Annotated in this window: 13 protein-coding genes; 8 read left to right on the top strand and 5 right to left on the bottom strand. The window is 41.5% G+C overall.

The features are described from left to right. The first annotated feature begins 7 nt into the window (after positions 1-7). The 7 genes from MKX55_RS21740 (at position 8) to MKX55_RS21710 (ending at position 7,700) form a co-directional block, all read left to right on the top strand. Positions 8-1,021 carry a beta-propeller fold lactonase family protein gene (locus tag MKX55_RS21740; RefSeq protein ID WP_339234902.1) on the top strand — a complete coding sequence of 338 codons (1,014 nt, stop codon included), beginning with the start codon at positions 8-10 and terminating at the stop codon, positions 1,019-1,021. A gap of 269 nt (positions 1,022-1,290) precedes the next feature. Further along, positions 1,291-2,907, top strand: a complete 1,617-nt coding sequence (locus MKX55_RS21735) for an extracellular solute-binding protein (protein ID WP_339234899.1) — start codon at positions 1,291-1,293, stop codon at positions 2,905-2,907. Positions 2,908-3,084: 177 nt separating this feature from the next. After that, positions 3,085-4,020, top strand: a complete 936-nt coding sequence (locus tag MKX55_RS21730; protein ID WP_040978049.1) for an ABC transporter permease subunit — start codon at positions 3,085-3,087, stop codon at positions 4,018-4,020. Between the two features lie 15 nt (positions 4,021-4,035). Beyond that, positions 4,036-4,932: a carbohydrate ABC transporter permease gene (locus MKX55_RS21725; RefSeq protein WP_339185343.1), complete on the top strand. Its 897-nt coding sequence runs from the start codon at positions 4,036-4,038 to the stop codon at positions 4,930-4,932. A 25-nt stretch (positions 4,933-4,957) separates the two neighbouring features. Next, the gene (locus tag MKX55_RS21720) at positions 4,958-5,575 is read left to right on the top strand and encodes a DUF624 domain-containing protein (RefSeq protein ID WP_339234896.1); all 618 of its coding nucleotides are present in this window, start codon (positions 4,958-4,960) and stop codon (positions 5,573-5,575) included. Positions 5,576-5,671: 96 nt separating this feature from the next. Beyond that, positions 5,672-6,790 (top strand): amidohydrolase/deacetylase family metallohydrolase, encoded by a 1,119-nt coding sequence (locus MKX55_RS21715; protein WP_339234894.1) that lies wholly within the window; start codon positions 5,672-5,674, stop codon positions 6,788-6,790. Between the two features lie 202 nt (positions 6,791-6,992). Next, entirely contained in the window at positions 6,993-7,700 is a 708-nt protein-coding gene (locus tag MKX55_RS21710) for a GntR family transcriptional regulator (RefSeq protein WP_339234892.1), read from the top strand. Positions 7,701-7,752: 52 nt separating this feature from the next. On the opposite strand, the gene MKX55_RS21705 is transcribed toward MKX55_RS21710, so the two are convergent. Both MKX55_RS21705 and MKX55_RS21700 read right to left on the bottom strand, forming a co-directional pair. Beyond that, entirely contained in the window at positions 7,753-8,115 is a 363-nt protein-coding gene (locus tag MKX55_RS21705) for a DUF488 family protein (RefSeq protein ID WP_042529107.1), read from the bottom strand. A 96-nt stretch (positions 8,116-8,211) separates the two neighbouring features. Then, positions 8,212-9,657, bottom strand: a complete 1,446-nt coding sequence (locus tag MKX55_RS21700) for a processed acidic surface protein (protein ID WP_339234888.1) — start codon at positions 9,655-9,657, stop codon at positions 8,212-8,214. 224 nt (positions 9,658-9,881) lie between these two features. On the opposite strand from MKX55_RS21700, the gene MKX55_RS21695 reads away from it, so the two are divergent. After that, positions 9,882-10,604, top strand: a complete 723-nt coding sequence (locus MKX55_RS21695) for a GntR family transcriptional regulator (RefSeq protein WP_339234887.1) — start codon at positions 9,882-9,884, stop codon at positions 10,602-10,604. A gap of 43 nt (positions 10,605-10,647) precedes the next feature. Here MKX55_RS21695 and MKX55_RS21690 read toward each other — a convergent pair whose 3' ends face one another. The 3 genes from MKX55_RS21690 to MKX55_RS21680 form a co-directional block, all read right to left on the bottom strand. Then, a complete protein-coding gene (locus MKX55_RS21690; RefSeq protein ID WP_339234885.1) occupies positions 10,648-11,337 on the bottom strand; it encodes an ABC transporter ATP-binding protein in 690 nt (229 codons plus the stop codon). Position 11,338: 1 nt separating this feature from the next. Continuing rightward, positions 11,339-12,367 (bottom strand): ABC transporter permease, encoded by a 1,029-nt coding sequence (locus tag MKX55_RS21685; RefSeq protein WP_339234882.1) that lies wholly within the window; start codon positions 12,365-12,367, stop codon positions 11,339-11,341. A 238-nt stretch (positions 12,368-12,605) separates the two neighbouring features. After that, entirely contained in the window at positions 12,606-13,586 is a 981-nt protein-coding gene (locus tag MKX55_RS21680) for a LacI family DNA-binding transcriptional regulator (RefSeq protein WP_339234880.1), read from the bottom strand. Between the last annotated feature and the right edge of the window lie 21 nt (positions 13,587-13,607).

Genomic DNA, 13,607 nt, shown 5'->3' with positions numbered 1-13,607 from the left:
ATGCCTCATGGATAAACGGAATACAGAAGTACTTGTCGGCTGCTATGGAGAAGCGGATTCGGCATGTATTCATTGGTTGAATATACATGCTGAATCAGGTGAAGTGACACCTCTGGGGGAACAAGCCGGAATTGCTAATCCATCCTTTTTAGTGAAGCATCCGGTGAAAAACCGTGTATATGCCATCAGTGAAGTAGAGGAAGGAGAGGTAGTTTGCTATGAACTGGACTATGAAGCCCATCGTCTGAAGGAAAGAAGGCGTTTGCCGACACATGGCGGTCCGTGCTACGCGGAGGTGAGTGCCTGCAGGAAGTATTTATTTATCAGTAATTATTCGAATGCAGGTGTTGTTGTTTTTGCACTGGATGATAACGGAGATCTGCAGGAAGAAGCAGAGCATATTGCTTTCGCTTCGGAAAACAGAGAGGCTTCCCATATCCATACCGTCCGGCAAATTCCAGAAACGTCCCTTTTCCTGCTGACGGATATTGGTAAAAGCAAGATCTATCTGTATCAATGGGATGAAGAGCGGAGGAGTTTACTTCCCTTTCAAAGCTTGACAGTCCCGGAAAAAGCAGAACCAAGGCATGCAGCTTTTCATCCGGAGAAGCCGATTGTTTATGTGGTCAATGAATATCAATCCACTGTATCTGTATATCAATATGCGGTTCCATCGGACTCTTTACAGTGCATTCAAACGGTAGAAACGATACGGGAAAGAAGGAATTATGGAGCAGAAATTCAATTTTTGGATGGCAAGGTGATTACCTCTAATCGGGGATCAGATACATTGAGTCTTTTTAAAGTAACTGAAAATGGAACATTGGAAAAGGAAGGCTCTATTTCTGCAGGAGGCGAATGGCCGAGACATTTTTGTAGTAACCAAAGGGAGGATAAACAATTATTTGTTTGTCATCAGCACAGTAACAACCTGGCAATTTTTAAACAAATGAATGGTACCTTTTCCATGATGAATAATACATTTTCTATACAGTCTCCTGCTTGTATTATTGATTTGTAGAGTTTATCAATCCATTTCAAAAGAACAGATTGAATGAGAAAATAATCCATACGACAAATAAAGACAAAAGATTCATACTAATCATTATAATGTTATGTTGACGTTTTAAAATAATAGTGGTACTATTTTGAATAAGCAAAATAATCCGTATGACATCTTAGACATTATTTGATTAAAGGGGGAAGGAGCTAAATTAAAAAATGAAGATGGCAGTTGTTTGTTAGAAAAAGTTTGTTTTACATTTTTACCTACTTAAAAGGGGGTTCATTATGTTAAAGAAATGGTTTTTCTTCATCGCAACACTTATTTTTGTAAGCGCTTTATATGCGTGCAGCGGCGGAGACGACGGTGATGGTAAGGAAGGCGAAGCAGCGGGCGGCGATAATGTCAATGAGACAGGGTTTCCAATCGTAGAAGAGGAATTAGAGCTCACTATCTTTGCGAACAAGCCCGCACAAAATGAAGGCAATGACTGGAATGATATTTTAATTTGGAATACGTACAGAGATTTAACAAACATTAATGTGAATTGGAATTCCGTAAGCCCGGATGCTCTGGAGGAGAATAGAAACCTGGCATTGGGCAGTGGTGACCTGCCAGATGCATTCTTCCTTGCAGAGCTGTCAAATACGGATTTATTACGATACGGTTCCCAAGGGGCGTTCCTGCCATTAAATGATTTGATTGATGAATATGCACCAAATTTAAAAGCTTTAATGGAGAATGACCCAACAATTGAAAAAGCAATTACTTTCCCTGATGGTAATATCTACTCCATGCCATCGCTCATTGAAGATGATTTTCTCTCTTTACGGCTCAGTGCAAGACCTTGGGTGAATGAGGACTGGCTGAATGAGCTGGATATGGATATTCCGGAAACGACAGGAGATTTTTATGAATATTTAAAGGCAGTAAAAGAACTTGATCCAGTAGGAAATGGGGATACGATTCCTTATGGAGGTACAGACATTGCGGAGCTTGTTCAATGGCTGTCTGGATCGTTCGGCGTAATGAACCATGGTGCCTCCAACACAAACTTGGATTTAGATCCGAATGATGACTCGAAGGTGCGCTACTATGCAACCGCTGATGAATATAGAGAGATGCTGGAATACATCCATATGCTGTACGAAGAAGGATTAATTGATCAAAGCATTTTTACCATTGAATGGGGCCAGTTCCTTGCCAATGCATCGGATAATCTATATGGAAGTATGATTTTCTATGATCCAATTGAATTATTCGGGGAAGAGATTGGCTCGCAATATAATAGTTTAGCAGCTTTAGAAGGGCCAGACGGGCACCAGTCCTATAATAAACTTTCATCTTCTGTATGGACTCCGGATAACCTGGTGATTACCAGTGAAAACCCGAACCCGGCTGCAACGGTCCGCTGGATGGATCATTTCTATGGAGATGAAGGTGCAGAGCTTTACTACATGGGTGTAGAAGGAGAAACATTTGAAATAGAAGATGGAGAAGCTGTTTACAGTGACCATATCCTGAACCCAGAGGGTGATATGACATTTGAACAGGCGATTGCCCAGGATTTAACCTGGCTTGGTTCCATCAGCGGAATTATTAAAGCAGATTACTTCCAAGGAGGAGAAACCGCGCCGCAGTCGATGGAAGCAGCTGAAAAAATTGAGCCGCAAGTCATTGAGGAGGTATGGCCGAGATTTACTTTTACAGAAGAGGAAAACCGTATTCTGCAGTCAACAGGGGAGGACATTAATAAATATGTAGAAGAAATGCGCGACAAGTTTATTACAGGTGATGAAGATTTAGATAACTGGGATAGCTATATCCAAACGATCGAGCAGATGGGAATGGAAGAATTGCAGGAGGTTTACCAGGCTGCATATGACCGCTATCAATCTAATTAAAGCAGAGGTTTAAAAAGATTCATTCACATCGAGAGGGCAGTAGATCTCATGCCCTCTCTTTTTTTACAAGTGGTACATCATGAGATGGATTACATAAGAAACAAGGATGGATTTTCGCTGTTGCTGTGTTTCATTTGGCAGGGAGGATTCCATAGAAAAAAGGGGGATAACGGAAAGATGGCAAAAAATCAATCCATACAAAAGGGTAGAGGAGCCGTTATCAAAAAGAATTTTCTGCGCAACTGGCAGTTATACCTTTTCATGATGCCAGTCTTTTTGTACTTTTTTATCTTTCATTATATACCAATGTACGGTGTGCAGATTGCCTTTAAGGATTATTTTGCAACACTGGGTATTTGGGGGAGCGAATGGGTCGGGTTTGAGCATTTTGAACGTTTCTTCAGCTCCTATTATTTTTGGAGGCTGCTCAAAAATACCATTATTTTAAACCTGTATATGCTGGTCTTGTTTCCATTGCCGATTATTTTAGCGTTAGCATTTAATGAGCTCCGCAATGGTGCATTTAAAAAATGGACACAGACGCTGACCTATGCGCCGCATTTTATATCGGTTGTCGTCGTTGTCGGGATGCTGGTAGCTTTTCTCGACCCGAATACAGGCTTGATAAATCACTTATTACGTGCGCTTGGAATGGACACGATTCCGTTTTTGACCAGTCCAGACTGGTTCCGCCATATCTTTGTATGGTCCGGTCAATGGCAGACGCTGGGATGGAGCACGATTATTTACCTTGCTGCATTGGCAGGCGTGAATCCGGAATTACATGAGGCGGCTAAAGTAGATGGTGCGACACGGATGCAGCGGATTACGCGGATTAATATTCCAAGTATTATGCCGACAATCGTTATCTTGTTTATTTTGAATATCGGTAATTTCATGCAAATCGGGTTTGAAAAGGTACTCCTAATGCAGAATACGCTGAATTCAGAGACGTCGGATGTTATTCAAACCTTTGTATATGAGACGGGGATATTGGAAGGACAATACAGCTTTGCTGCCGCTGTCGGGTTATTTGAGTCAGCTATTAATATCGTGCTTTTAATTACTGTGAACCAAATTGCACGGAAAGTTAGCGAGAACAGCCTATGGTAAGGAGGGAGATGCATGATGTCCAGGTTCAGTTTGTCGGATAAAGCCTTTGACCGGCTCAATTTAATATTTGTCTTGCTTGTGACGTTAATCATTATTTATCCGCTGATATTTGTGATTAGTGCGTCCATCAGTGATCCTCATGCCGTAAACACAGGGAAGATGTGGCTCTGGCCCGTAGATGTGACGTTTGAGGGGTTCCAGCGTGTATTTCAGAATGATGCGATTTGGACAGGATACAAAAACACCATTCTATATACAGCAGTCGGCGTCATTATTCACTTGTTTGTCCTCCTGCCGGCATCGTATGCGTTATCGCGGAAAGAATTAATGGGCAAAAAAGCGTGGCTTTGGTTTATCTTATTTACGATGCTATTCAATGGCGGATTGATTCCTACGTATTTGGTCGTCCGCAACCTGCAGATGCTGGATACGATGTGGGCGATTGTGATTCCCGGAGTAGTCGGTGCCTGGTCGATTCTCGTAGCGCGGACCTTTTTTCAGCAGACGATTCCCGATCAGCTGGTGGAAGCAGCTAAAATCGATGGAGCCAGTGATATTTATTTATTTTTTAAAGTCGTCTTGCCGTTATCGATGCCAATCATTGCTGTTATGGCATTATTTCACGGCGTTGCGTTATGGAATCAATATTTCAATGCGCTGATTTATTTGCGGAGTGAAGATAAATTTCCGCTCCAGCTCATCTTACGGCAAATTCTCATCCTGAATGAAGTCAGTGCAGACAGTGCATCCAGCGCTGCCGGAAGCGCGCAGTCCTTTGCAGATCAAATAAAGACAGCTTCCCTTGTGAAATATGCGGTAATTATCGTATCTGCACTGCCGCTGCTGATTGTTTACCCGTTCCTGCAGCGTTTCTTTGTAAAAGGGGTATTGATAGGATCTGTGAAGGAATAGCAGTACACAAAGGAAAGGAGAGATCATGATGGCAGAGGTAGCTCGCGGATATTATAGCGTTGCGATTTGGATAACACGTTTTGCTTATCTGAATATATTATGGATTCTATTTACGATGGCAGGTCTTCTTTTCTTTGGAGTTATGCCTGCAACGGTCGCGATGTTCGCTGTTGTCCGCAAGTGGCAGCGGGGCGAGGAGGAAGTTCGGATGTTTGCAGTATTCTGGGAAATCTACCGGCAGGAATTTTGGAAAGCGAACGGTCTTGGTATTATATTGTTCGCGCTTGGCTACTTGTTTTCGGTACAATTTCAAATACTTGGTGCACAAAGCGCCTTAGTCTATCAAATGGCCCAATTTTCCGTTGTGATCGCCTTTGCGCTGCTGGCTGTATTCTTGGTTTATTTATTTCCGGTCTATGTTCATTTTAAGCTGCGAACCATACAGTACTTAAAATGGCCGCTAATTATTGCGATTGTTCATCCGATACTCACGGTATTTTTACTGGTTTGTATTGGTGCAGGCGGTTATTTAATATTTCAAGCATTTCCGGCAGTGCTTTTCTTTTTCGGAGGCAGCCTTTCCGCTTACTTGATTACGTGGGGGGTGTCTAAAACATTTGCCAAGTATGAAGCGGCAGTCTAGAAATAATAAAATAGATAAAACGAAGCGTCATGAAGCGGGAGTTTTACAGGCGGTTTTCCGTGATAAAAGAAAAGCATGGACAGAGGGGGACGGGCGATGGTACAGGTGATTAAAAATGCATTACTTACGAATGGGCAAAAGGCAGATATTTTAATTGAGAATGGGCGAATCAAGGATGTCGTCGCAGATGCAGGCAGCTTTTATCCAGTTCTGGCAGATGCAGAAGGGATGTATGTTTCGCCCGGGTGGATTGACCTACATACACATGCTTTTCCAAAAAATAAGCCTTATTGCGCTGTCCCTGATAAAATTGGTTATCAAACAGGAGTAACCACTGTAGTCGATGCGGGAAGCAGCGGTGCAGATACGATAGAGGAATTTCACCAGCTTGCAAAAGCGGCAAAAACCAGGGTGCTTGCTTTTCTGAATATCTCAAGGATTGGTTTAAAACAAATGGATGAATTAGCAGATATAAATAATATTTCCTGGAACGCAATACAAAATACGGCAGCTGATTATCCTTTTTTCATTATTGGGTTAAAAGCGAGGATGAGTGCCAGCGTGGTGGGGGATAATGGATTAAAACCGCTGCAATTGGCAGTTAAGTACAGCAAAGCGCTCAGGAAGCCGCTTATGGTCCATGTAGGCAGTGCCCCGCCCATGCTGGAGGAGATACTCCCTTTGTTAAATAAAGGGGATATTCTCACACACTGTTATCATGGAAAATACCCTAATCATATTCTAAAGCCGGCAGGGGAAGTTGCCCCGGCTTTGGCGGAGACTGTCCAAAGAGGTATCTACCTTGATGTAGGGCATGGGAAATCAAGCTTTTCCTTTCCTGTAGCCAAAAAAGCAAAAGAAGCGGGAATACTTTTTGATACAATCAGTACGGATATTTATGAGGAGAATCAAATAAATGGCCCTGTGTACAGCATGGCAGCAACATTGACAAAATTCCTGGCATTGGATTATTCATTGGAAGCGGTTATCCGTGCGGTAACAGAAACCCCGGCACAGGTTTTAAAGCAGCCGAGGCTGGGTAATTTTCGCCGCGGCTCTTATGCAGAATTTACATTTTTTACTGTCGAGCATCAACCCCAAACGCTGACTGATTCGATGGGAAATGAAATTATCACGAACCAAGTGATTAAACCGCAGGCTGTTTATCTCGGTAATGAATATATTGAATTGGAAAAGCATTATTCCTATGAATAGCAGGGGAAAGAACCCCCTTTCCGGTTGATTACAAATTTTAGTATGAGCAGGATTCTTGGTATAATAAGAGAGTAGAAAAAGATATAATAATAGAATAGCAGTGCAAGCATGGGAATGCGTTCATCAGGAGGTAAAGCGCGAAAGTAAGGGGAATGACGGACACACATACAGTGGATTTGGATATAGAAAGGTAGAGATGACAATGAAGCTAAATTTAAGACAGGGTTCCTTATACTTACAGGTGAAGGAGATATTGAAGGAACGAATAATCAACGGACAATACCCCAAAAACAGCTTAATTCCTTCTGAACCGGAATTAGAGAAGGAATTCGAAGTGAGTAAAATTACGATTCGCCGGGCGGTGGAACAATTAGCTCAGGAAGGATATGTGGAGAAAAAAAGCGGCATTGGGACGACAGTGCTGGCGAACCAGGCTGTTTCGAAGCTTTCCAAAGGACAGCGTTTTTCTGAATATCTGATTGGGGAAGGTCATCAATTAGGTAAAAAGCTGATCGAGGTGGAAAAAGTAGACGCTATCCTGCCTGCTATCCATGATTTACCTGGAGAAGGAGCTTATTGTGTAGAACGTCTCTATACATTAGACGATAAGCCCTATATTCACTTCAGACATTATGTTCCATCGTCGATTTCCCTGCCAAATGATCCTGATGTATTTGTCAATTCATTATACGATATGCTCTATCAGGAGGGAATCCGCTTCTTCCGGTTCAAGGATGAATTCAGCGTGGCTATCCCGGAGCCGGCTGTTGCAGAGATGCTGGAAATGGAGCTGCAGCCATTGCTGCAGCGGGAACGTTTTTCCTATGATGAGCGTGACAGGCTGGTAGAATATTCGGTTGCTTATTACCGTACAGACATCCATAAGTATATTGTTAATTTTAATGTATAGCGAAAAGCGTACCTGAATCAATACAAGGTACGCTTTTGCAGTTTATATAGCATTATTTTGGCAGTTTACTTTCCAGTACTTCCTTTAATACAAGGGCATGATTGTGTTCTTTATCTTTGGCAGCATACAATAAAATAAGTGTCTGCTGCTTTTGCAGTTTCTGGAGTTCAGCTAATTTCTTTAATTTTTCATCATCATTTAGCAGTTCTTTTTTATATGCCGATTTAAAATCTGCAAATTTTTCAGGGTCATGGTTAAACCATTTTCGTAATTCTGGCGTAGGGGTTACTTCTTTTGCCCAATCATCGAGCTCTGCGTCTTTTTTTGAAATTCCTCGCGGCCAGACTAAGTCAACTAACACACGATACCCAGAGTCGTTAGATTTTTCATAGATACGTTGCAGTTTGATAGACATGGATTATTCCGCCTTTCCAACCAGTTGATTTCTCTTTCAGTTTATCATTTATGCGGTTCGGTTTCTATGGATTGGTTCAGGCTGGAATAATCATCTTTATACGCTTTGTTTTCGCCTTTTTGCTAAAAACAGCAGTAATCCGCCTGCTGCAATAAATGCCAGCCCCCAGATTCCTTTTTCTGCATAATTAGAAGCAGTATCAGGAAGCTTTTCTTTCTTATCCTTATCGCTTTCAGCTGGTGAGGCTGCTTCAATAGTTACTTCAGCTGCAACCGTTTTTGGAGATTCCTTCACATAAGAAGTCTCCTCTGTTGCCGGAGATTCTTTGTCCGGCCTTGTGATGACGGCCGGCTCTGCTTTCTTGTCAGCTTCTTTTTGAATTGCATTTCCAGTATCTACAATTGTATCAGAGTCAACTATTTCCCCGGAAATAATCAAATCAGCAAGAAAGTCTCCTTGCAGATTATAAATATTCGCCTTCAAGTACGCATTTTCGAGCTTTGTTAAGCTGAATAGTGTCTGCAGGGTGATAGGCTCTTCTCCTTCGTCTGTAACAAGAACAAATTCCACATGGAACTGAAAGATATCAATCAATTCCTGGAAAATAGATAATAGCTCCGTAGCTTGTCCAGGCGTTAATTCTGTCGCTTTCTCAAAATCGGAAAAAGCCATCATGCGTTCTGCTAAATTGAGCATTCTAGCGATTGTTTCATCACTGGTGATGTCTGGAATACTCCGAATATGCTCTTCCAGGCGAAGCAGTTCATCCTCTGTTAAATCGAACTCCTCCATAAAAAAGCTTAAATCAAAGAAAACCTCCTCCCAAATAACTTCGCCGTCTAAATCGTTGAATAAATCATCTAAGAAAACATAGCTATGGATGTCTAGCCCGTTATCAGAGATAAGCTGCAGAACATCTTCTGTGGTCATATCAAAATATGGACCGACATTGCTCAAATCTTTATGGATGATTTCTCCTAAAAAGTCGGACAGCTCGTCGACCTTCTTAAAATCATTTAACTCAGATCCGTAAAGAGCTAATGCATTTTCAACATGGTCAGGAGTGACCTGAAAGCCCCGGATTGCTGTTGCTTCCGCCAGATAATCTGCAAGTTTTTGGTCAAAATCGGGATCTCTAGGTGTTAAAATGTATAAGTAATAGTCCGTGTTCATATAAAGATCATCTAAAAAAATATAATCCTCTAAGGCTTCGCCAAACTCAGCCAGGGTTGCCTGGAGGGTACTCTGGTCAATATTATAATCACTATAAATCTGTTTTAAATTGTTACCATCTTGATGGATGACCTCTCCTAAGAAGTCTTTTAAATCGGTGACTGTATCAAAGTCCTCTAGATAGAAATCATAAAGCGACAACGAAAATGTGATATCCTCTTTTGTAACTGTAAAGCCGCGTACTTCACTAATTTCCGTTAAATAATTCTCAAAATCTTTTTGGAAGCTGTTTGATTGTGCATCTGCAGCTCCAGGTAAAACGACAAACAAAAATAAGAATAATGCAAAAATTTGTGTCGATTTCCTCATTCCTTCTCCTCTTTTCGATTAATATAACTAGCTCAATGAGAAAATTATAGCCTTGAAATCCCTTTCTGGCAATCTATTTTTTGAAAAATTTTTCAAATTTAAAAAGTATAGAGATTTCACACTGTCAAAAGAAGGATTACATCAGGAAACGTTTACAAAATAGAAAGGTTATGTCACTATATTAGTATACAAGTATTCATCGATTGATAAAGGAGATATGCCGCATGAAGACATTTTATCCGAAGAAGCAGCTGAGTAAGGAATCTAAGGGTGAGCAAGTGCTTGCAGAATTAAGAATGAGGATTATTTCCCGCGAAGTCAAGGCAGGAACGGTACTATCAGAAAATCAACTGGGAGCTTTATTTGATGTCAGCCGTTCTCCGGTGCGAGAAGCACTGCGTGTGCTGGCTAGTGAAAATCTTGTGCGATCCGAGCGGATGGGCGCAGTTGTTGTCGGTATCTCTGAGAAAAATATTGAAGAAATTTATGATGTGCGCTTAATGGTGGAATCCTTTACGTTTGAACGTCTATTGAAGATGCAGACAGATGCACTGGTTCAAGAATTAAGGAAAACGTTAGAGATGATGGAAATTGCAATCAAATACAAAGATGTAGATCAATTTTCTTTTCTAGATTTGGAATTTCACGAAACGGTTATTAAATACATTGATCATCACCATATTATGATGCTGTGGACGAATTTAAGGCCTGTTTTGGAATGCCTGATTATTTTATCGATGCGCTACCGGATGATAACGGATGAAAAAGATTTTGAACGTGTTCTTTATAACCATGAGCTTATTGTGGAAGCCATTGATAAAAAGGAAAAGAATTTAGTGGACTTGGCTTTTGAGAGAAACTTTCATGATGTGCACAATCAAGTCGAGCCCATCTGGACAGATGAAGAGATGATGAAGACGGTAAGAGAATATAGTGTAAAAGAATAGGCAGCAAGCTATTTTATATTAAAATAGCTTGCTGCCATTATCTTCAAGTTGTTTTATCTTGGACGATTTTTCCATCTTGCATTTCAATGACATAATCGGCAAAGGTCAGCATGTCCATATCATGTGTAACCATTAAAACCGTAATATTTCGCTCCTTTGCGAGCCTCTGAATAAGCGTCATTACTTCTTTAGAGCGTTTGGAATCAAGGCTGGCAGTAGGCTCATCGGCAAAAAGCACCTTAGGGCTGTGAATAATCGCTCTTGCTACAGCGACGCGCTGCTTTTCTCCTCCAGATAAAGAGGCCGGATAAGCATCTTTTCGTTTCCACATATCGACCAGCTCTAAAATCTCTCTGATTTCTTTTTTCTGCGTTTGCTTGGAAAGAGGAGTTTCCGCAGTCTCCAGCATCAGAGACAGCTGTTCCTGGACGGTTAAAAAGGGAACCAGATGCGCAAATTGAAAAATAAACCCAAACTGTTTCGCCCGAATTTGACGGAGCTCTTCCCTTCGCATCGATGTCAGCTTTTGCTGCTCGAAGGATATCTGCCCATCGGATGCTGTCTGCAATCCTGCTGCAATGGTCAGCAGGGTACTCTTGCCTGAACCAGAAGCACCGGTTAAGGCAGTAATTTTTCCTTCAGGCAGGGTAACATCAATCCCTTTTAATATCTCTTCTTTCACCTCTCCGTGAGTGAATGTTTTTTGGACGTTTTTCATCGTAAATAAACTCATTTTACATCTCTCCTTGCTGTATAGCCTGCATGGGCTCGACACGTTTGATTTGAATCCCGGACAATGTAGCTCCGATAAATCCAATGATGATAAAAACGAGAGAGAGCAGTGCGGTTGCCTGCCATGTTAAATGAAAAGGCATCCCGCTTGGTGCCAGCACTTGGAAAGCCTGACTAATGACAATAGATAAAATCAGCGAGACAACAGAAATAATAAGCATCTGCGCCCACATCATTTGAAACAGCTTTCCTGTCTTAACACCTAATGCCTTTAATATGCCGTAAATACCCAGCTTTTGAACGTTGATCATATAGAAAAAGATGGCAAACAACATCCCGCTGATAACGAGCAGGAAGATGACAATCATATTCAGTGACATCTGTTCGGCACTGTAGCTCGGGATCGTATTTAAAAATTCACTATTTGAAAAAGCCTGCAGGTCTTCAAAGGCTGGCGCCTCCCCTGTGATAAATGCGAGTTGCATTGAGTCGGTATGGAAGAACGCTTGGAAATCATCCGGGTTGATAAATGCCGCCGGCGAGTGACTGTATTTTTCATGTTCTATAAATCCTGCTACCGTCAATGTCTGCTCCCACTGTTCATTCGTTATCTCATCACCGACCGCGATTCCCTCTTCTTCCAGCGATGCATCTAAAATAACCTCACCAGTGTTGACCTCCGGGAAATAGGTGCTGTCCGTTGCTGCAACATAAGCAACGCTGCGCTGTTTATCTGCGGAGTCGATAAAATTCCCCATCTGGATTGAGAAAAACGTTGTCTCAGGCTGCTCTTCCGTTATTTCCTGCTGCTGCTCTTCTGACAGACTGGAGAAGCTGTAGGTTTCATCAGCTTCCTCCTCCATATAAAACGTCCCGTCCGGAAAATTTTTAATCAGTGAAGCATTGTCCTGCGAGAGCCCATTTGCCAGGCCAGATATAATAAAAGTTAATAAGCTGATTAAAAAAACAATCGAGCCCAGGATGGTATAACGTAATTTATTTTTCTTCATTTCTTTCCATGCCATTTTCATCTTGCTCTAACCTCCTGAATGTTTCGTATATCCAGAAGTATATAGGGAGAATATGAACGCAATATGAACAGGGAATGTCAACAGAGGTGTTGCAAGTATTTTAGGAGGGGAAATAAAAAGCCGATTTCTGTCACTTAAGTTTGAATGCAAAGATTCAAAATAAATGAAAGAATATCGACTATGTTTCATAATCTATGGAATTAATTATAATTAGCTGCGAAACGATTTACATAAACAATCAGCTGGTCTGGCCTTGCATAAATCTAACAGGTAATTGATAAAGACTATCCAGCTCCACATCTGCATTATTTATCCGTTTCATCAGTAAATCAATCAAGAGATCGACAAATTGATCAATCGGCTGTAAGATGGTCGACAGCTGCGGAAAATAGTTTTGGATAAATTCCGTCCCGTCATAACCAATTACTTTTAAATCTCCCGGGATATTAACCCCTAATTCCTGCGCTTTGTTAAGAACCAAAATGGCTGTTAAATCATCCGTACAAAAAATACTGTCTATATCCTCTTTGGATAATATCTGGCGAATTTCCGTAGCTTTTAAAAATGGAGAATGCTCCAAGGGGAAGTGGTAAACCATTGGTTCTAACTGATGCTCCTTTAATACAGATAAATAGCCTTCCAGACGCTTGTTTGTCGGTGAATCGGATTCATTCGTCCCTGTGAGGATGGCAATTTTTCTGCCGCCTCTTTGATAGAGCTGCTCCGTTGCCAGACGTCCGCCTTGATAGCTGTCGCTGGAGACAATAGGAATACCTTCTGCCAGATGACGGTCAAATGAAATAATAGGCAGCCCCACATTTTCATATTCCGGAATTCCTAGATTATGCGCTCCTGCAATAATACCATCTACTTTGTTAGCAGCGAGCATTTTTAAGTAGTCCCGTTCTTTCTCCTTGTTATTGGCGCTGTCACAAAGAATCGTTTTATATCCTTTTTCAAATAGCTTTGTCTCCATTTTGGATGCTAATTCGCCAAAAAAAGGGTGAGATACAGTAGGGAAGATCAGACCAATCAATTGTGTATCTTTTCCCTGCAGCGAGCGGGCCATCGAGTTCGGCTGGTAATTTAATTCTTCCATCGCTTTGTGTACCTTATCGATGGTTTTCTGGCTTAGGTAGCCATAATGATTAATTACCCGTGAAACGGTTGTTGCTGAAACGCCTGCCCTTTTCGCTACATCTGTCAATTTAACTCCCATGATGCTCTCACCCTTTACTTA

It is taken from the genome of Oceanobacillus sp. FSL W7-1281 (genome assembly GCF_037969835.1).
Taxonomy (GTDB): Bacteria; Bacillota; Bacilli; order Bacillales; family Amphibacillaceae; genus Oceanobacillus; species Oceanobacillus oncorhynchi.
This window is presented reverse-complemented; position numbering and strand designations above follow the sequence as displayed.

What these genes read in the sequence shown, in the direction of transcription:
- MKX55_RS21685 (WP_339234882.1), bottom strand. Translation starts at nt 12,367, where the DNA reads ATGAAAATGGCATGGAAAGAAATGAAGAAAAATAAATTACGTTATACC.
- MKX55_RS21735 (WP_339234899.1), top strand. Translation starts at nt 1,291, where the DNA reads ATGTTAAAGAAATGGTTTTTCTTCATCGCAACACTTATTTTTGTAAGC.
- MKX55_RS21740 (WP_339234902.1), top strand. Translation starts at nt 8, where the DNA reads ATGGATAAACGGAATACAGAAGTACTTGTCGGCTGCTATGGAGAAGCG.
- MKX55_RS21695 (WP_339234887.1), top strand. Translation starts at nt 9,882, where the DNA reads ATGAAGACATTTTATCCGAAGAAGCAGCTGAGTAAGGAATCTAAGGGT.
- MKX55_RS21700 (WP_339234888.1), bottom strand. Translation starts at nt 9,657, where the DNA reads ATGAGGAAATCGACACAAATTTTTGCATTATTCTTATTTTTGTTTGTC.
- MKX55_RS21725 (WP_339185343.1), top strand. Translation starts at nt 4,036, where the DNA reads ATGTCCAGGTTCAGTTTGTCGGATAAAGCCTTTGACCGGCTCAATTTA.
- MKX55_RS21690 (WP_339234885.1), bottom strand. Translation starts at nt 11,337, where the DNA reads ATGAGTTTATTTACGATGAAAAACGTCCAAAAAACATTCACTCACGGA.
- MKX55_RS21715 (WP_339234894.1), top strand. Translation starts at nt 5,672, where the DNA reads ATGGTACAGGTGATTAAAAATGCATTACTTACGAATGGGCAAAAGGCA.
- MKX55_RS21680 (WP_339234880.1), bottom strand. Translation starts at nt 13,586, where the DNA reads ATGGGAGTTAAATTGACAGATGTAGCGAAAAGGGCAGGCGTTTCAGCA.
- MKX55_RS21730 (WP_040978049.1), top strand. Translation starts at nt 3,085, where the DNA reads ATGGCAAAAAATCAATCCATACAAAAGGGTAGAGGAGCCGTTATCAAA.
- MKX55_RS21705 (WP_042529107.1), bottom strand. Translation starts at nt 8,115, where the DNA reads ATGTCTATCAAACTGCAACGTATCTATGAAAAATCTAACGACTCTGGG.
- MKX55_RS21720 (WP_339234896.1), top strand. Translation starts at nt 4,958, where the DNA reads ATGATGGCAGAGGTAGCTCGCGGATATTATAGCGTTGCGATTTGGATA.
- MKX55_RS21710 (WP_339234892.1), top strand. Translation starts at nt 6,993, where the DNA reads ATGAAGCTAAATTTAAGACAGGGTTCCTTATACTTACAGGTGAAGGAG.